This window comes from Exiguobacterium sp. PFWT01 (genome assembly GCF_018255795.1).
Classification (GTDB): Bacteria; Bacillota; Bacilli; order Exiguobacteriales; family Exiguobacteriaceae; genus Exiguobacterium.
On the sequence record NZ_CP073755.1, the window covers coordinates 2,467,844 to 2,486,326 of the forward strand.

Consider the following 18,483-nt stretch of genomic DNA (forward strand, 5'->3'; position numbering starts at 1 on the left):
CATCGTCAGTCTACAACGATGTCTGGGTAAGCGTTCTTCGCTTGTTTTTTGAACTCTTCAATCGCTTCTTCTTTTGACTTTTTCCCTTCTACATACTGAAGGACAGATGCACCATAAAGTGTATCGAGCTGTTGGTCGTATTTCGTGACGATACCTGGTGTGATTTCATCTGCTTCATCGAGGAAGAACTCATAGTTGTTTTGTCCGCCGAGGAACTCATCGCTGAAGTCGTCTTTGATCTTGTCTGTGACCGGGTTGAACGCAAGTACGTCGCCTGTCTCTTGTGCCCACTCTGTCAAGAATTCTTCATCCTGTGTCATGAGTTTTACAAAGTCGTAAGCGGCTTCTTTGTTTTTCGATCCTTCATAGACTCCGAGCCATGTACCGCCCCAGAAGTATGGGCTTGGTCCGCTTGTGACAGCCCAGTCACCTGCAGACTTTTTCGCGTTCTCTTTTAATACAGAGTGGAGACCCCATGTTGGGAGGACGTATGAGAAGACTTGTGTCTCTGTTTCTTTTCCGTTCTCTTTCACTTTGATTGGCTTATCCATTCCTTCGAACCATGATGGTGACCATTCTGGTGCGAGCGCAGTGTATTGCTTCTCACGAAGTTCTTTCGCATAGTCCATGTAGTTGATCTTATCTTCTGTCAAGACGAGTTCGTTTTTATCGTTGACCCACGCTTCTGGGTTTGCTCCTTGTGAGAACCAACGGATCGCACCTTCGTCTGGGAACATCTTGTATCCTTTTTGTTTCATCTTCTCAGCAACTTCGAAGACGCCGTCCATCGAACTCATCATTTCGCCGATTTCAGTCGGGTCGTCTGTACCAAGTACTTCTTTTGCTAAGCTACGTTTGTAGTAAACGCCACCTGGTGTCGTTTGCCATGAAAGAGCGCGAACGTTTCCATCTTTATCTTTCCCGAGGTCAAACACGTACGGGACGTAGTTGTCTGCGATTTCATCGACACTGTATGGCTCGTCCGAAAGGTTTTCCCAATAACCTGCATCAACCCATTGTTTAAGGAATGCGATTTCTCCCGTGAAGACGTCCGGTGCGCCAACGCCACTCTCAAGTGCTGGCTTCAATTTCGTTGGATAGTCCGCGATCGGGACGATAGTCAATTCAACTTTGACACCGTTCTTCTCTTCATATGTTTTAATTGGTTCTTTTAATTCGTCCGTAAATGACCAAACTTTTAAGACGTCATCTTTTGATTCAGAAGCTCCGCCTTCGCTGTCTGAGCAGCCGCTCAAGACGCCAACTGAAAGTGCTCCGAGTGTAAGTAAGCTGACTAATTTACGCATGTGTTGTTCCCATCCTTTTTATAAGTAATAGTAGAAAGCGCTTGCAAAAAGAGGTTTAAAATTATCGAAAGCGCTTTCGGTTTAGTCGAAATAAAATATCGAAAGCGGTTTCGATTTTCTCTGAAAAATGACTTTCGAAATCGCGCTCCCCTCTCCATCCACTGAAGAAAAGAGAGCGACTTCGAAATATCATTGGCTATAAATCACTGTTTGACCGGTGCACAGGATGCCCGTTCGACTAAGCGTACCGGAATGACGCGACGTTCAGTGAGTCGCTCTTTCGCGGTCATTTGTTCAAGTAAAAGTTCTGCTGCCGCTTCCCCGATTTCGTCCGTATCTTGGCGAATCGTGGTCAGTTTCGGCGTGATGTATTGAATCATTTCAATGTCATCATATCCGATGACAGAGATGTCATTCGGGACGTGAAGACCGTGTTCGTGAATGGCTTCGATGACACCGATTGCCATTTGATCCCCAGCCACAAAGACTGCAGTCGGTTGATCGTCTAGTTCAAGCAATCGTTCCATCGCTTGCTTGCCTTCCTCAACCGAGAAGAAACCGGCGTTGACGAGGTAGCCCGGTCGAATCGGAAGGTCCAGCTCTTGCATCGCAAGTTCATATCCTTTGATTCGTGCCGCTCCAGCGTCAATCGTTTCATCCCCAGCGATGTGGGCAATTTTTCGGTGGCCGAGTTCATAGAGATAATTCACGGCGAGACGCGCCCCTTCGATATTATCGGAATAAACGACGCTACAGTTGGCGCTGTCCATATCGACGACGACGATTGGGATGTCGCTTCGCATGAGCTCTTGAACTTGCTCATCCATTCGGTCCGAGCAGATGACGACGATGCCGTCGACCGCACGGTGTTTAAAGTGTTCGAGGTAACTCATGTCACGATTGCGTAGATTCCGCGAGGCAAAGATTAAATCGTAGCCCTGCTCCTCTGTCGCGTGACGAAAACTTTCGATGATTCCGTTGAAGAACGGGTGCTTCATCCCGACTTCGTTCGCCTCTGAGAACATGACCCCGATCGCCCATGATTTTTTCGTCGATAACGACTGGGCATGTGCGTTCGGCAAGTAGTCCATCTCAGCAGCGGCTTGAAGAATCTTCGCTCTCGTCTTGTCACTCACGTCTTTATAATTGTTCAACGCTTTGGACACTGTCGTGATTGAGAATCCTGTTTTTTTGGCTAAATCATAAATCGTACCCATGTCATTCTCCTCTTCCCGAAAGCGCTTTCGGTAATTTGATTGTAGCGTATGGATTTGTAGGAATCAATTCTTTTTCGAGGAAACTTTTTGATTCTTTTTTCCATTCCTTGTTTCTTCTATATTACTGTATCGGGAAATTTTTGTCCTTAATGTGTCCGCGTATACAACCACACGAGATTCGTAAACTTTTGCACCTCTGTTTCGCCCGTCACGCCTTTAAATAGACGCTGGAACGGCTTCAACAATTGCTCTAACACGATTTTTCGAAGACGCTCTTGTTTGAGCTCGAACGAAATCGCATCGAACAAATCACGCTGTTCTTCCGTCATCTCGACATGCTCTTCGATACGAGAAGCCATCTCGATCAATTCTTCGGTTGTGACTAGGTGTTTATCTGTCGTCCCCCGCATTTGCTCGACCGTAACCGGGTTCAAGACGTGCTCCCCTGTCTCCATCATCCGAGCGGCAATCAATTCGACATACGTGTATAAGCTTCGGACGACCTTTTGAGGAGAGTAAGCGGCATTCGTGATCCGGTTCGTGAACAAGATATGTTGTAACATTCCGTTGAAGAGCACCGTTAATTCCATCGAATACGGTCTGACAGCCTCTCCGATAATTTCCGTCAAACGCATCGCAATCCATTCAATCTCATAAATGCGATGTTGAAGAACAAGTTTCTTCAATTCATTCTCGTTTGACGACATGATCGATTCAAATAACGCATGCAAATTCCGTTCTTCGTTCAATTGAATCAATATCGAGATTTGCTCGATGAAGACGTCACGATCTCGTTTATCGCGCCCCATCTGCATCTCAATCCGGCGTTGCCCTGCATCATATCGTAAGTTCTCGAGGATACTGGCGACACAATCCGTCTTCGATGAGAAGTAGTTATAAAACGTCCCTTTGGAGATATTGGCACGGTCGATAATCTCTTGCACCGATGTGTGTTGCACTCCATTTTCGATGAAGAGAGACATGGCAATATCGGCGACTTTTCTTTTTTTCTCTTTCATTCTTACATGGCTCCGTTCTGTCTGGTTTGTACCTTTACTATAGCACCGAAAACCATTTTAGACTAATAGTACAAAATGGTTGCTTTATTTATACAACGGGTATAAAATCATTTCATCAACACTTACCAACACATAACTATTTAGAAAATAAAGGAGCCATCCATATGAAACCAGAATTCCAAAAGAAACCGCCTTATGTTATGCTGGCGGTCCTCTTTGCGGGTGCGTTTATCGCATTTTTAAACAACTCATTACTCAACGTCGCGCTCCCATCGATCATGGTCGACCTCGAGATTGCAGACTACTCGACCGTTCAATGGCTCGCGACAGGCTTTATGCTCGTGACAGGTGTACTCGTCCCGGCATCCGCCTATTTGATCACTCGTTTTTCTAACCGAAGCTTGTTCATCACCTCGATGAGTATCTTCGCCATCGGTACGGCGATCGCGGCCTTCTCGCCGAACTTCGGCTGGTTGTTGACTGGTCGAATGATTCAAGCCATCGGCGCCTCAACAATGGGACCACTCTTAATGAACGTCATGCTCGTCAGCTTCCCACGTGAAAAGCGTGGAATGGCGATGGGAATCTTCGGACTTGTCATGATCTCAGCACCTGCGATTGGACCGACACTCTCAGGTTATATCGTCGAGTACTATGACTGGCGCGTCTTATTCGAAATGATTTTACCGCTCGCCATCATCGGTCTCGCGCTCGCTGTTTGGAAAGCAGAAAACGTCATGGTCCAAAACAAAGACCAGTCACTCGATTACTTGTCACTCGTCTTATCGACGCTCGGATTTGGTGGTATTTTGTACGGTGTCAGTTCAGCAAGCTCGGACGGCTGGGATAACCCAATCGTCTTGGCGACGATGATCATTGGTGCCATCTCGTTGATCGCATTCATTTATCGTCAGCTCCATATGGAAAAACCATTGCTCGACTTGCGTGCTTACAAACATCCGATGTTCGCACTCGCGTCAGTCATTGCGATGGTCAACGCGGTCGCCATGTTCTCTGGTATGATTTTGACACCGGCTTACGTCCAAAGCGTACGTGGTATCTCCCCACTGGATTCAGGGCTCATGCTTCTTCCTGGTGCGATCATCATGGGAATCATGTCGCCGATCACTGGTAAACTGTTTGACCGATTCGGGCCAAAATTATTGGCACTTACCGGATTGACAATTACCGCCGTATCGACGTACATGCTCGCAAACGTCCAACTTGACTCGACCTACACATACATCGTCTTAACGTACACGTTGCGTATGTTCGGGATGTCAATGGTTATGATGCCGATTGTAACTAATGGTCTCAATCAGTTGCCGACTCGCCTCAATCCGCACGGAACAGCTATCAACAACACGGTACAACAAGTATCTGGTGCGATTGGTACGGCAGTACTCGTGACCATCATGAACTCGGTGACACGTACGGAAGCTGAATCATTGATGACAGGAGTCGATCCTGCGACACTCACAGAGAGTTCGATGGGTGCCATCACTCAGCAAGCCCTCTTATCTGGGATTCAATATTCATTTTACGTCGCACTCGGGATGAACCTCTTGGCACTCCTATTGGCATTTTTCGTGCAGCGCGTGGATGTACAGAAGTTCGATGACAATGCGGAAACTGTTGAAGAGTTGAAACAAGCAAACTAGTTTAATTTAAGACAATTTATAAGCAATGGGCGAACCTCACTGAAGGTTCGCCCATTGCTTATAAATGATTTTATTACCCAAGAATGGCAATGCTAATGATACCAATTATGACTTTTCAATCCGCGCACCTACACGAGGTGCGATTTGTAAGTCATGCATGTATGGAAAGGAGGAGGAAATTTCAATCCACGCACCTGCACGAGGTGCGATAGTAGTTCGGAGTATGTCCCATTCTGCGTGGCAGATATTTCAATCCACGCACCTGCACGAGGTGCGATCAAATTGTCTTTCATGGCTTTAGCCGCCGTATCCATTTCAATCCACGCACCTGCACGAGGTGCGATATGACGGTGTTCACGGCGGCTGTGACCTCTTCGTCCATTTCAATCCACGCACCTGCACGAGGTGCGATGGTTCTCGGTTTGGCAGCAGTTACGGTTTTACTGATTTCAATCCACGCACCTGCACGAGGTGCGATTCTTCTTCTGGGTCGCCGTATCCCATCAACTCGCCATTTCAATCCACGCACCTGCACGAGGTGCGATGCCCGTTCTCGAAATCAATCTTGAATGATTGCGTAATTTCAATCCACGCACCTGCACGAGGTGCGATTCTCCTACTGGGGCGAGACGTACTACCTGAGCGCGATTTCAATCCACGCACCTGCACGAGGTGCGATGTGTCGCGTTCAAACACACGAGGTATTCATCGCAATTTCAATCCACGCACCTGCACGAGGTGCGATGGGTGTCGTTCCCGACCGCTACCACTTTCATCTTATTTCAATCCACGCACCTGCACGAGGTGCGATTTCGTCGAGAGTGAGAAATACAGTGATTCGGTGATTTCAATCCACGCACCTGCACGAGGTGCGATTAACGATTCGCTTCATATCACACGACTCCCTTCACATTTCAATCCACGCACCTGCACGAGGTGCGATGACAAGGCAGGAAAAGCGCTTTACGACAACTTCGATTTCAATCCACGCACCTGCACGAGGTGCGATCGCCTGTCCTCGAGACGTTCACGGTTCCTTCCGTATTTCAATCCACGCACCTGCACGAGGTGCGATTGCGGTCAGCGATTCTAAATCCGCAGGCACACCATTTCAATCCACGCACCTGCACGAGGTGCGATACGTTCGCGATTGCTTCCGAGAATCCAAGTAATATTTCAATCCACGCACCTGCACGAGGTGCGATCTTTGATGTAGTTCAACTTGATCCCGTCATCATAATTTCAATCCACGCACCTGCACGAGGTGCGATTGGGGCTTATCTCGTCAAGTATATGAGCAAGGAATTTCAATCCACGCACCTGCACGAGGTGCGATTGGACGAACACGTCAAAGATGTGGGGTTGACCCATTTCAATCCACGCACCTGCACGAGGTGCGATCAGCCTGCTTTGGTGTAGATGTCTTGGATGTGGAGATTTCAATCCACGCACCTGCACGAGGTGCGATGGTGCTCGGTGTGTCATGGTATCAGTTCCAGGACGAATTTCAATCCACGCACCTGCACGAGGTGCGATAATCATGTCCATATGGAGCAGGTTGATTTCTAGATTTCAATCCACGCACCTGCACGAGGTGCGATGCGAACGAGGTCGTGCGATTCGACACACGTGTGATATTTCAATCCACGCACCTGCACGAGGTGCGATATATGGACTGCGTGACAACGTGCAACGCGCTGTGATTTCAATCCACGCACCTGCACGAGGTGCGATAGCCGATTTTAGACAAATCAATCGACTAAAGTAAATTTTTCAGGGAATATTATCCTTTCAAAAGTGATATCATCCAAAATATTATTGATTCAATTGAATCTACAGAAAAAAATCAGTGCGAACCCCTCTAGAAAATCATGTTCACCTTAGCTTCGCACGAATCGAAATCATCCCGAATTTCAAAAAATGAGAGGACCTTCCAAATCTAAAGATTCTTTTACGCCCACATGCTCAACTTTAGAAGCATGATGATTTCCTAATCGATAAAACCGAAGACTATCCCGTTCAATGTCTACAATTTCTTTTAATCGTAATTTCAACGATGTAAATTCGGTTTGATCGACTATACATTCGAATACACTATTTTGCACGCGTTGCCCATACTGTTGGCATACCTTGGCCACTTGACGAAGACGTCTCGTCCCGCCAGGTGAAGTTGTATTGACATCATAGGTAACTAAAACAAGCATTTTTCATTCCTCACTTATACAAGAAAGATGGGTATTCCTCTAAATCACCACGCAAATACCTTGCTAATAATAACGCTTGAGCATAGGGTACTAACCCCCACATCATCTTTTCTTTTAGATAGGGATGTTGAATCATTTCTTGTTTTTTCTTTTGCCAAGATGACAAAAATACTTTCCGACCTTCTTCAGTCATTAGGATTGCACCGTTCTCTTTTTGAACAAAATGTTTGGATTGTATCACTTTTAAGTTGATTAATGAGAGGACGAAACGATCTGCATAAATCCCTCGCAACTCTTCCATCAAATCAAGCGCAAGAGAAATTCTTCCAGGTCGTTCGCGATGTAAAAAACCAACGTACGCATCTAACCCTACCGATTCGAGTGCAGCGCTACAGTCTCGCGCTAATAAACTGTAAGCAAAAGAGAGCATCGCATTGACGCGATCGAGCGGTGGTCGCTTTGAACGTCCTTTGAAGGTAAACTCTTCTTTTTGTTGAAGGATCATGTCATCAAATAATTGATTATAGTGAACAGCAACTTTTCCTTCGAGACCTCGTAACCTTTCTAAATCATCGCACTGACGAATTTCAATCAATTTATTTGATAAGTATTTTGATGTTTCTTTAAATCGCTCAACATCAATACGCATCGGGTAATCTCGTGTAACGCGCTCCAACATCCATTTTTGGTTGTATACTTTACCAAGAATAAAATTCCTCGCTACAACGGCGGACCGACTCTCACAATCTGAGAGTCGATATTGCGTTTTACGCAATACTACGTTCCCTTTACTTTCTCCAATGACACGGGCTAAAAATCGTCCGTTCTTGGTCATAAATGTAATCGGGACGTTATGCTCCGCACAATATCCCATAAGCGCAGGACTCGCACCGGTATATCCGAAAGTAACGATTCCTTCGAGGTTATGAAGAGGAACTCTTCCTAGAACTTCATCTTCTTTCCTTACTAGTACATTACCGCCATCAAGTGCAAGATATGCATCTGACTGATTCACAAAAAGCGTATTTAATAATTTTTTCAATCTTTTAGCCTCCTCTCCAAATATGTTGTTACACTTTCTCGAACCATCAATTCAGGTAAACAAATATTTTGAAGGGAGCAACTTTTGCAATGCGGCCCTGTTTTTACACGAGGTGTATAGCGCGTTCGATAATAATCATTCATCTTATTTACAATCTTTCTTACTTCATCTTTCAGCGCATCTGACAGCATGACTTGATGCCGATGTTTTGTCTCATGATAATAAAGATAACCTTCATCAATCGAGCATAAAAACATCTCTTCTAGACAAATAGCTTGAGCAGCTAACTGCAATTCGTCTTCTTTCCCCACCTTTGGCTTTCCTCTTTTATACTCCACAGGGATGGGGCGATACAGACCAGGGGTTCCATGCAACGAAACCCCTGTCGGATGTTCAACAAATTCAACCACATCACATTGACCGCTAATGTTTAGCGATTCCGACTTGACTGCCATTCCTCTAACAGTCAACTTATCTTTTCGCTTCTCTCGAACATAAGGATCATCGGCTTTTTGATGTAAATGCTGACCTTCCACTGTACGGACGTTTTCTTCCCACTGTTGTTCAATATGAATCAGTGCCCATTGTCGAGGACAAAATTGAAAGTGCTGAATTCCTGACAACAATAAATAGGAATCATCTTGTTTATAGTCCATCTATCACTTCAGGTTCTAATCCATCGAGTGGAGTGACTTGAATGTCGTAATCCGAAAAATCTTTTGGTTCATCAGTTGTCGGTCGCACTGTAACCGAACGATGAACTTTAGCGGAAGAGTACTGACCTAGTTTCGAGTTATGTTCCCACCAATATACTTTATGCACTTCCATACTTCCTTCAGGGCGAGCCGAAGAAGCATCGTTTTCAAACAGCGATACTAGTACCTGTTTTAATTTTTCAGCGTCTTCTATCGTGAAATTCGTCTTTTCAGCAAGTTGAGTATTAATACTCCCGTTCAATACGTATAATCCATGATCTACACGATGCTTCATCCCCATTGTATCTGAACCACGATCTTTCCCACTTTCAGAGTTCACGCTTTTTGTAATTTGCATACTTGTCACATCAATCGGAGCAACACTTGTGGCTGTATGGATAGAAACCGGACCTCTAACACCAATTGACACCCCTGATTTATCCCCTTTAAAAGCGAATACTTGTCCGAATGAACGTACATCCATCCAAGTGGCACAAGCTTCTTGGGCAAACAATTCACCCATTCCTTTTCCTTTCATTAATTTCTTCAAATCCTCATTAGCTTCTGCACGCGCACGCAGACTATCAAACTCATCAACACGACGATCGTTCGATTGCACGAAAATGGATTCGCCCATATCTTGTAATCGGTTACGAATTTTCCGTTTGATGGCCACATCAGAAATTTCACCGTAACCGTCGTAGTTTTGTCGTGGGCGGTTACCGTTCAAGGGATCTCCGTTAGGATTTGCTTTTGACACAGATAAAATGACTGTAAAATCGATTTTGTGATCTAACGTGTTCATACTTCAACACTCTCCTCTTCTGATGGGTTCACTACTTCTTTCTTTTGATAAAGGTCATGACGTTGGCTATAAAAACCTAACAAATACCGTTCTGACAACGGCTTATTCGTGAAGTCTTTTGGATCAATTTGTGAACCTACCTCATCGATTTGACTATTGATGTAGGTGATTTTCCCACCTAATTTCGCCTGATAAGGCTGAAGTGCACTTTGAATCGTTAACCATGTCCGAGCTGGCTTTTGAGAAAATGCATTCATGTATCGGATGGCATTAGTGGCACGATTTTCACGTTGTTCTTTTAGCGCCTTCCTTTCTAAGTAGTCAGCAAGTGCCAATAAGCGTCCAAATAAATAGTCACGATCTGTTGATTCACGATCTAAAGCCACATTCATCCCTTCTTTCTTATTAATCACTCCACAAGCAATCTGTAGCGTTTTTTCCCATTCCCACTTCTCCATCCCGACCGGATTAGACGCTCGTTGCATCAAACATCGTCGAATATCATCCGGAATTCGTCTCTCATCCACGACCGACGGTAGAAGACGCTCAACAGTCGCTTTAATCAATTGGTCATTCGCATGTGTTCCATATGCCATCGTCGCAATATCTTTTAAAGCTGGCGCACCAGTAAAAGTACGAATATTCCCTTCCTGATCCTTATAGGTATACTCCCATGGATTGTGCGTATGCCATCTCTCTAGTCGTTCAAAATAGTGTTCTTGATCAAAGGAACGATAATACAGAATAGCAAGTCGGCCTGTTGTGGCAGCATCCATCATCAAAATGTTTACCTTTTGGCGTGGTAACACTCTTTTGTATCCGAGTAACGATTCAGAAAAAGCTCTAGCACCTTCTAAATTCGTATCTGTTTTGCTTGCTACTTCATCTTGAAAAAATGATGATAAAGAAAACGTTGATTCAATCGCGTTAGGTAAACGAGTTTCTTGAACTCCCCAAATCAAAAAGATACGTTGATCAATTTTTATTCCTTGCTTTAAAATCAACCATTTTAGAGCATTATGAGCTTTTTGCGATACTTCATAGCTAATCGTCGCCGCCTCTGTCGCTTTATCAAATCGACCTCGAAATGTAAATCCGCTGCTGTCATTTGATGAAATCAACTTCGCTTTATCACCTGCATTTCGTATCTTATTCGCATGTTTTGTCGTTCCTATTGAACGGTTTCCTGTAACAAAACATAAGCTCGACTCTCGTTCTTTACTTTCGTAGTAGGAGATAAATGATTGATAGAATTGAGCATCATTCCACGTTTCTTTGTTCAACTCATTTACTGAATGCACATTAAAACGAATGAAAGCTCCTTCCACACCGCTCGAAATAACAGAATATATGTCTGGTTTGTCGTCTTTTCCATCCCACGTCCATTTCAGAGTCCCGTCATCATTTAAAAACAGTTTTTCTGACATTACTAAATCTTCAATCAGACAACCTTTTACCAAATAGTTATAGATACTCTTCAAGCGATCGAAACCAAATGGAGATTCGGACCACTCTTTTAAGTTACGAATGTACGCACTATATGCATTATCGTTTTTATAACTACCACCATACTTCTCGTAGTCTCCAGCGACGTAAGGTAATTTGTCATGTAATGGATAAGGAGCAACTACGATCCCTGCTCGACCTGCGGAATCTTCTGTACACGGAATCAATGTGTTTCCCTGTCCTTTAGGAATTACTTCCGCAGAATGAAACTCACCTTCGGGCGTAATGTGGACCGTGATATGTGCCGTTTGAGTAGTATGAGACACTGGTAGTAATGTAAATGTCTGTCCTTCCCAACGAGTACTGAGTTCCCCGACCTCGTCAAGATGCTCATTATATGTTTCGTATAGCTGTTGCCACACGCTCATAAAATCACCTCCTATAGACTTTCATATGTTAATTCCACATCTTCAATGTTCATTTCCGAAAATTCTTTCGGCTTCATTTTTTTAATCGATTGAATTTGAGAACACTCTTCTGGTCTTAAAAAAGTAATCACTCCATTTTTCATTTCCGGTTTCCACAAACGTACCGCTAGTTCGTCAACTCCCGTTTCATCAGGATAATTAAACCCGTGTACCATCGTCCCAAAATGAAGATCAACTCCATCGTAAAAACTATCTCCTTCGTCAAAGTGAATCGGCTCCACATATGCTTGACACTCTCTTGCTCCAAGGAAAATATCACGACGTCCGCCTGCTTCAAGTGAACGTTTTAGAATGGCGTAATGTTTTCCTTCGTTTCTATCAAAAGCTAAATCAGGGCGATGTTCATTAAATTCAAAATGTGCTTTGACGTGATAACATACGTCTTTCAAATAGGTGTAATGGGCTAATGAATTACCTCCTCCGTACTCAATCGGTCGCATCCCTTTTGACTCCATTTTGATTGGATTCATAATCCGAATCGCATCGACTACCATGACAATCGTCGGTTTCCAATAAATCGACTCAACGATTCCTTTGATCGCTTGATAGGTTGGTATTTGATACGACATTTTTTCACCACCTAACTTCGTTAAAGGGTCGGTAAACAGCGCATAGTTCCCGTATACTTTAAATTCAATCGAGTTTCGCATGACTCTCTCCTTTCGGTCTAAAACATCAAATTTTGCATCTCTGAATCTCGGGATGGATTCAAGCCAAACTGTTTATCATAAGCACTCTCATGTAAAGCAAGTACTTGACCATCAAGTAACGTCATAAGACTGTCTGTTTGCTCAAGACTTTGAATCTCATGAGCATATAAACCGATGGAATATTGTTGAGATTCTTTTAGCCATTGTCTTGCTTGTTCCCAACTAATGTCGCCATTCAAATGGGCAATGAGTTCTGTCCCTTGTTTCGTGTATGGAACAAGTACATCTGTTGTCGCTTGGTCGATGACTTGAAAGTAATCAGCGACCATACGATGTCGGGCGGTCAATAATGGTTTGTTCACATCATTAATTTTGCTCATTTCAAATAGCATAGGAGCCAAACATTGACCAGTTTTTATCGGGTAATCCAATTCAGATTCACGAACCTGATAAAATTCTGTGAAATATCTTCTCATCGCAGCTGGTGAGAGCAAGTTACCATCATAAGCACCCGAATCTCTTTTCAAATCCACTATCATCCGCTTTACAATTTGTTGTCCTTTTTCAATGTCAGTTAATTTCGATACATCCTCCTCGATATGATTGACTACATAAACTGTGCTGATCTCTAATTCACCATGGCGGTTACAACGACCGGCGGCCTGTGCAATGGAATCTAGTCCTGCATAGGAACGGATAACACAAGGGAAGCTGACGTCCACCCCAGCCTCAATCAATTGTGTACTAATACAAACTACACATTTATTTGCCTTCAATCGCTCAGTTATCCTTTTCAAAAGATCTTTACGGTGAGCCGCACACATCGAAGTGCTAAGATGAAACAACTCTTCTTCCTGAAATGTCGTTTTTAGTGATTCGTATAACTTTCTGACAACTGGTTTTGTATTCAAAATAACGAGAATACTCTTATGTTCAGCTGCTCGATTTTGAAGTAATACACTTAGTTTTTCCGTGTCATACTCTTCTACCAACACTTCTAGTTCTGTTCGTTTGAAAGAATTCGATACCATGGGAAGATTGGAAATAATCTCACCATCGTTAACAAGTCGACGTTTAACAAAATCGAGAGCCGGCTGTGTCGCGGTACATAATAGGACACTTGAGTTCATCCCATTTTTCAAATAATTTAAGGATTCATTGAATAATGACACGCACTTCGTCGGGACTTTTTGTACTTCATCGAAAATGATGACTGCGTCACTTAGATGATGCATACGCCGCGTGTTTCGATTTCCTTTCGCATAAAACGTATTCAAATATTGAACCATCGTCGTGAAAATAATTGGAGCATCCCAATTGTCTTTTGCTAAATTTAGTTTTGCTTGGAGATTGATTTCATCATCAGAAAAATCATCTGATTGAATTACATTAGAATGATGCTCAACAACTTCTTGTGTGTTTAAGACATCGCGAGTAACTTGAGCGTTTTGCTCGATGATTGTGGTGAATGGAACAACGTAAATAATGCGTTGTTTGTTATAAAGAATTGAATGATGGAGTGCGTATCTGAGACTAGCCAGTGTTTTACCGCCACCTGTCGGAATCGACAAGGTATAAATACCACTTGGTTGCTTGGCATGTTCCCTACATTGATCGGACATTTGTTGTCTTAACAGATTAATCGGTGTATCCGAGGACTTCTTCCCTAAATGAGAAATATAATCTTCTAACCGTTGCATATACACTGTAAAGTCACTCATAAGAGTGTATTCTGGTTGATTTGTTTCAAACTGTCGCGTATTTGTTCGATCGGCATCTAACAACACGCTAAATATAAACTTGGTCAAGAAAGTGGAAACCGATGTGTTCTGGCCTACTTTTTTAAAGTATTCGAGCATTTCTAAATGAGCTGATTCAACATATCGATTTAAATCAGACTCAGACATCACTTCATCAAAGAAGCGATATTTACAGAGTTCATATTCTTCAAGTGCTTTTATTTCGACTCGTTTTAAAAACGGAGACTCTTCTCCTGATACATAGTCATGCAGATTACCATGATGTGAGATGATTGCGTTGCTAACTATTTCTGCTAGCAATTGCTTCGTTACACTCGTACCTTTCAACATGTCAAAAAGCAAACGCCCCCCAGCAGTCGCATGATCGACTTCTCCACGAGTTACTTTTTCTCCAGCGGTAGCCCTACGTATATAATCTTGAAACGCATCACTATACTTTCCTAGGTCATGCAATAAAGCAGTCAGACCACAAACTTTAGAAATTCTTAAAGAGTCCCCCCACTTTTCGGCAAGTTCTTGAGCATCCAACAGGTGCTCTTTGACAGTTTGAATCGCATGGTCAGATGATCGAACGTGTGCAATGTAATCCACTCTCTCACCCTTTCTTTAGACCTATTATTTGTTCAACACGTTAGGGCTCAATACCTCTTCATTTTATTACATTATTTTACTTAAGGTGGGTACTTTTTCTTATTAGGTTTTGTTTCTACACTTTAATGTAGATTTACTAAAATCCACAAAAAACCGAATCGCATCGCAACTCGGTTTCTTCACGCGCTATTTATTTTTTTACTGTCACATACACTTCCAGCATATGATTGATTTTATCGATATCATACGCCTGAACACCTTTTGACGCTTCTTTATACTCTTCATGTTCTGGATGCGTCGGATCGGCCAGAATGTCTCGAATCATCTGATTTCCTTCCCAACCGCCAACGCCTTCGTGAGGCGTCTCTCCAACCCACTCCGTCACAGTCGGGTATGGATTAGGATAATCTTCAATTACTCCTTCAAACGCTAGCTCGTGCGTCCAGTCTTCTCCATAATCGTACGTGTAGTAAAGAACCGGATGCTTCTCAATGATTGTTGGAAGTTTAACATTTTTCATGTGCCTTACTTTCACTCGCTGTAAACGGCTCAACATAAGACGCTCAAACTCGCTCAATTCTGATTTACTCTTTAGATAGGCGAGATGTTCTTTGTGATCATAGACCTCATCAGGGAAAAGGACGAAGCGAAACGTCGGCTCTCGAAGATCGTCTTCAAATTTTGCCAAATGTTCATCATCCCACCACATCACTAGTTGTATCGCATCATGGAGTCGCTTGAAATTCGTTTCGGCCGGAATGACAAAACGACGCCATATCGGTTCATCTCCATCCATTAAGCTCAATTTAAACTGGTAGGCTCTGTACACATTATTTTCCCCCTATTTCTTTATACGTTTACTATAAACAAGAATGAATGTATTCGGTACACAATAATCATTATAATAATGGGTCAATCTTACTTTTTAATGGTATTATTTCTCAATGGATAGGATTCGTTTAGGAGGGTACATATGATGAAAAAATTGTTTAGCTTAATGATCGCATTTCTGCTGATCACATCTTCTCTTCTCTCGACCGCATCAATCGTTGAGGCGGCCCCGAAGAAGCAGAATCGTGCTATTATGGGAGTATCGGCTTTGACTCCGCAACAAATGGCGGATTACGTAAAAAAGAAGAATCCTCGTGATGTCCGACTCGCAAAAACGTCTGTCGAAGATTTGGCGAAACTCTTCGTCATCATCGGCGCTAAGGAAGGTGTTCGTGGGGATGTCGCATTCGCACAAGCATTGAAAGAGACCGGTTATTTCCGTTACGGTGGCGATGTCCTTCCGAAGCAGCATAACTACTCTGGAATCGGGACGACTGGAAATGGTGTAAAAGGTCACTTTTTCCGTTCCCCACAACAAGGGGTGACTGCTCAAATTCAGCATCTAAAAGCATACGCTTCAAACGATGCACTGAACACGAAACAAGTCGACCCACGCTTCCATCTCGTCAAGCGAGGCTCTGCAACGACGTGGCCATCTCTTCACCAAAAGTGGGCCATGCAGCCGAAAGGAAATTACGGGACCGAGATTCTTTCGATTTATCAAGAAATGTCGAAAACACCAAAACGTGTCGCTAAAGCAAAACGATGAGGAAATGTAGGGGTGAAAGAACGTGACGTGCAAACAAGTTAGACTCGCGAGCGGAATCGCATTATTCGTGACCGGCGTGATGTTGTTACTCAAACGCTAATGAGCATTTCGGACAATCGTCCGAGTGCTTTTTTTATGGATGAACAAAAAGCCATGGCACTCTATAAGTACCACATCCTTCGCTAACGTTTATATAACTCAATGCCCCCGATACTTCCCGAGTGCCTGCATATTTAAGAGATACAAGACACCTGCATAGAGAATCAATCCGAGTAAATACATCCAAATTCCCGAGAAACCACTTCCGTAAATCATGACTTCCTTGATCGCTGTCGCTCCGTAGAAGATTGGCATGACGTAACTCAAGTTCCCGAGTCCGTATGGAATCAAGTCGAGCGGGATGAGTCCCGAGAAGAACACTTGCGGGATGATGGTGAACGGAATCATCTGTACGACTTGTAGTTCCGATCGGGCAAACACCGAGATGGTCGCCCCAAAGAGCACCGCCGTACCCGCCATGAGTAGCATCGTCAACATGACCCACGCCATATTCCCGAGCGAAGACAGACCGAGCACATAAATCGAATAGAGCACGATGAAAATCGACTGGACGACCGCAAACATCCCGTACCCGAGTGTATATCCTAAAATGACTTGCCCTCGCTTGATCGGAGTCATCAACAGTCGTTCGAGCGTACCGCCACTCCGTTCTTTGACGAGTGCCATCGCCGATAGGATGAACACGAAGAAGAACGAGAAGAGGGATAGGAAGACAAACCCGAACGAATCGAACGTCGACTGTCCTTCTTCCCCGTAGACGAATGACGTATCGATCTCGGCTGCGGGATTGAGCGTCGTCAACGCATCTTGAATCTCACCAACCGCCTTCGACGACTTCGTCGAAGGTTCACGTAACGTGATGGTCGTTCCTTCTTGATTCATTTCAAACACGGCATCGACATGTTCATTGCCTTCGATATATGCTTTCGGATCGTCGAACGATGCCTGCTCCACTTCGAGCGTCTCGTCTTCAAACGCATTGACGAGCTGTTCGGGTGCATTGTCATCAAGGACGACAGTCGGCACGTAATCCGAGTCCCCGAGTAAGAAGTAGACGAGGGTCAATATAAGAAGTGGCGCAATCAAAATCAAGGCGACGCTTCGTTTATCATTCAACGTCTGAAAGATGACACGCTTCGCTAAGTTACGCATGGTCACCCACCTCCTCTTTCCCAGCAATCAAGAACAGTTCTTCGACGCGACCATTCTCGGTCTGATCGAGTAAGTCCTGCACATGGTCATAGGCGATCAACCGTCCGTTGTAGACGAGCGCGGCACGGTCGCACTCGAGCACTTCATCCATGACGTGCGTCGAGACGATGATGGTCGTCCCTTCCCTCCGAATCACCTGAAACTGATCCCAGATTTGACGACGTAAGATCGGGTCAATTCCGACTGTCGGTTCATCAAGAAACAATACATCCGGCTTATGCAAAATGGCGATAGCCAAGGACAAGCGTTTCTTCATCCCACCTGAAAAATTGCGGACGAGCTTATGCCGGTCGTTCGTTAAATCGACAAGGTTGAGCACTTCGGTGATGCGTTCTTGGAGCGCCTTTTTCCCTAACTTATAAATCGACCCGAAGAAGGCGAGGTTCGCTTCGGCCGACAAGTCTTCGTACAAGCCATCGTTCTGCGGCATAAATCCGATTTGTTGGAGCATGTCCATGTTTGGCATCTTCGTTTCGCCGATGTGGACACTTCCTTTGTCCGGTGCGAGGGCGCCGATCATGAGTCGGATGAGGGTTGTCTTCCCCGATCCAGAGGGTCCGAGCAAACAGCAAATCTCTCCGGATGGGATGGTGAAGTCGATGTTGTCGATGGCGAGCTGGTCACCGAACGACTTGTCGACGTGTTGCAGTTGAATGTTCATTTCTGTCACTCCTTTTCGGCGCCTCATCGTGTATACTCAAGATAATCGACACCGTGTTGGTTTAT

15 protein-coding genes and 1 CRISPR repeat array are annotated in these 18,483 nt (G+C 44.2%); of the genes, 2 read left to right on the top strand and 13 right to left on the bottom strand.

What is annotated here, in order from left to right:
• Window positions 1-5: 5 nt before the first annotated feature.
• The 3 genes from KD909_RS12720 to KD909_RS12730 form a co-directional block, all read right to left on the bottom strand.
• On the bottom strand, window positions 6-1,307 hold the full coding sequence (locus KD909_RS12720; protein ID WP_074034738.1) for an ABC transporter substrate-binding protein: 1,302 nt from the start codon (window positions 1,305-1,307) through the stop codon (window positions 6-8).
• Window positions 1,308-1,510: 203 nt separating this feature from the next.
• Window positions 1,511-2,524 carry a LacI family DNA-binding transcriptional regulator gene (locus KD909_RS12725; RefSeq protein ID WP_015880661.1) on the bottom strand — a complete coding sequence of 338 codons (1,014 nt, stop codon included), beginning with the start codon at window positions 2,522-2,524 and terminating at the stop codon, window positions 1,511-1,513.
• 146 nt (window positions 2,525-2,670) lie between these two features.
• Entirely contained in the window at window positions 2,671-3,543 is an 873-nt protein-coding gene (locus tag KD909_RS12730; RefSeq protein WP_211781777.1) for a TetR/AcrR family transcriptional regulator, read from the bottom strand.
• 164 nt (window positions 3,544-3,707) lie between these two features.
• Between KD909_RS12730 and KD909_RS12735 the strand changes: the two genes are divergently transcribed.
• Window positions 3,708-5,204 (top strand): DHA2 family efflux MFS transporter permease subunit, encoded by a 1,497-nt coding sequence (locus tag KD909_RS12735; protein WP_211781778.1) that lies wholly within the window; start codon window positions 3,708-3,710, stop codon window positions 5,202-5,204.
• A 112-nt stretch (window positions 5,205-5,316) separates the two neighbouring features.
• A CRISPR array of direct repeats spans window positions 5,317-6,938; the repeat unit is 32 nt; unit sequence ATTTCAATCCACGCACCTGCACGAGGTGCGAT.
• Between the two features lie 179 nt (window positions 6,939-7,117).
• On the opposite strand, the gene cas2 is transcribed toward KD909_RS12735, so the two are convergent.
• The 8 genes from cas2 to KD909_RS12775 all read right to left on the bottom strand — a co-directional run bounded on the left by cas2 (window position 7,118) and on the right by KD909_RS12775 (window position 15,714).
• Entirely contained in the window at window positions 7,118-7,408 is a 291-nt protein-coding gene (gene cas2, locus KD909_RS12740; protein ID WP_084156050.1) for a CRISPR-associated endonuclease Cas2, read from the bottom strand.
• A gap of 10 nt (window positions 7,409-7,418) precedes the next feature.
• Entirely contained in the window at window positions 7,419-8,450 is a 1,032-nt protein-coding gene (gene cas1c, locus KD909_RS12745) for a type I-C CRISPR-associated endonuclease Cas1c (RefSeq protein ID WP_211781779.1), read from the bottom strand.
• Complete coding sequence (cas4, locus tag KD909_RS12750; protein WP_211781780.1) at window positions 8,447-9,106, bottom strand: CRISPR-associated protein Cas4; 660 nt, start codon at window positions 9,104-9,106, stop codon at window positions 8,447-8,449. Before cas4 ends, cas1c begins: the two co-directional genes overlap by 4 nt.
• Window positions 9,096-9,950, bottom strand: a complete 855-nt coding sequence (cas7c, locus tag KD909_RS12755; RefSeq protein WP_031424597.1) for a type I-C CRISPR-associated protein Cas7/Csd2 — start codon at window positions 9,948-9,950, stop codon at window positions 9,096-9,098. The genes cas4 and cas7c overlap by 11 nt, the downstream gene beginning before the upstream one ends.
• Window positions 9,947-11,824, bottom strand: a complete 1,878-nt coding sequence (gene cas8c / locus KD909_RS12760; protein ID WP_211781781.1) for a type I-C CRISPR-associated protein Cas8c/Csd1 — start codon at window positions 11,822-11,824, stop codon at window positions 9,947-9,949. The genes cas7c and cas8c overlap by 4 nt, the downstream gene beginning before the upstream one ends.
• A gap of 11 nt (window positions 11,825-11,835) precedes the next feature.
• Window positions 11,836-12,534: a type I-C CRISPR-associated protein Cas5c gene (cas5c, locus tag KD909_RS12765; RefSeq protein ID WP_211781782.1), complete on the bottom strand. Its 699-nt coding sequence runs from the start codon at window positions 12,532-12,534 to the stop codon at window positions 11,836-11,838.
• 17 nt (window positions 12,535-12,551) lie between these two features.
• Window positions 12,552-14,885, bottom strand: coding sequence for a CRISPR-associated helicase Cas3' (gene cas3, locus KD909_RS12770; protein WP_211781783.1), 2,334 nt, complete (start codon window positions 14,883-14,885; stop codon window positions 12,552-12,554).
• A 190-nt stretch (window positions 14,886-15,075) separates the two neighbouring features.
• A complete protein-coding gene (locus KD909_RS12775; RefSeq protein ID WP_211781784.1) occupies window positions 15,076-15,714 on the bottom strand; it encodes a plasmid pRiA4b ORF-3 family protein in 639 nt (212 codons plus the stop codon).
• 147 nt (window positions 15,715-15,861) lie between these two features.
• Between KD909_RS12775 and KD909_RS12780 the strand changes: the two genes are divergently transcribed.
• Window positions 15,862-16,485: a glucosaminidase domain-containing protein gene (locus KD909_RS12780; RefSeq protein ID WP_249199037.1), complete on the top strand. Its 624-nt coding sequence runs from the start codon at window positions 15,862-15,864 to the stop codon at window positions 16,483-16,485.
• 198 nt (window positions 16,486-16,683) lie between these two features.
• On the opposite strand, the gene KD909_RS12785 is transcribed toward KD909_RS12780, so the two are convergent.
• Together KD909_RS12785 and KD909_RS12790 are read right to left on the bottom strand one after the other, a co-directional pair.
• A complete protein-coding gene (locus KD909_RS12785; RefSeq protein WP_211781786.1) occupies window positions 16,684-17,697 on the bottom strand; it encodes an ABC transporter permease in 1,014 nt (337 codons plus the stop codon).
• The gene (locus KD909_RS12790; RefSeq protein WP_211781787.1) at window positions 17,690-18,418 is read right to left on the bottom strand and encodes an ABC transporter ATP-binding protein; all 729 of its coding nucleotides are present in this window, start codon (window positions 18,416-18,418) and stop codon (window positions 17,690-17,692) included. Before KD909_RS12790 ends, KD909_RS12785 begins: the two co-directional genes overlap by 8 nt.
• Window positions 18,419-18,483: the final 65 nt, after the last annotated feature.

What these genes read in the sequence shown, in the direction of transcription:
- KD909_RS12720 (WP_074034738.1), bottom strand. Translation starts at nt 1,307, where the DNA reads ATGCGTAAATTAGTCAGCTTACTTACACTCGGAGCACTTTCAGTTGGC.
- KD909_RS12725 (WP_015880661.1), bottom strand. Translation starts at nt 2,524, where the DNA reads ATGGGTACGATTTATGATTTAGCCAAAAAAACAGGATTCTCAATCACG.
- KD909_RS12730 (WP_211781777.1), bottom strand. Translation starts at nt 3,543, where the DNA reads ATGAAAGAGAAAAAAAGAAAAGTCGCCGATATTGCCATGTCTCTCTTC.
- KD909_RS12735 (WP_211781778.1), top strand. Translation starts at nt 3,708, where the DNA reads ATGAAACCAGAATTCCAAAAGAAACCGCCTTATGTTATGCTGGCGGTC.
- cas2 (WP_084156050.1), bottom strand. Translation starts at nt 7,408, where the DNA reads ATGCTTGTTTTAGTTACCTATGATGTCAATACAACTTCACCTGGCGGG.
- cas4 (WP_211781780.1), bottom strand. Translation starts at nt 9,106, where the DNA reads ATGGACTATAAACAAGATGATTCCTATTTATTGTTGTCAGGAATTCAG.
- cas7c (WP_031424597.1), bottom strand. Translation starts at nt 9,950, where the DNA reads ATGAACACGTTAGATCACAAAATCGATTTTACAGTCATTTTATCTGTG.
- cas8c (WP_211781781.1), bottom strand. Translation starts at nt 11,824, where the DNA reads ATGAGCGTGTGGCAACAGCTATACGAAACATATAATGAGCATCTTGAC.
- cas5c (WP_211781782.1), bottom strand. Translation starts at nt 12,534, where the DNA reads ATGCGAAACTCGATTGAATTTAAAGTATACGGGAACTATGCGCTGTTT.
- KD909_RS12780 (WP_249199037.1), top strand. Translation starts at nt 15,862, where the DNA reads ATGAAAAAATTGTTTAGCTTAATGATCGCATTTCTGCTGATCACATCT.
- KD909_RS12785 (WP_211781786.1), bottom strand. Translation starts at nt 17,697, where the DNA reads ATGCGTAACTTAGCGAAGCGTGTCATCTTTCAGACGTTGAATGATAAA.
- KD909_RS12790 (WP_211781787.1), bottom strand. Translation starts at nt 18,418, where the DNA reads ATGAACATTCAACTGCAACACGTCGACAAGTCGTTCGGTGACCAGCTC.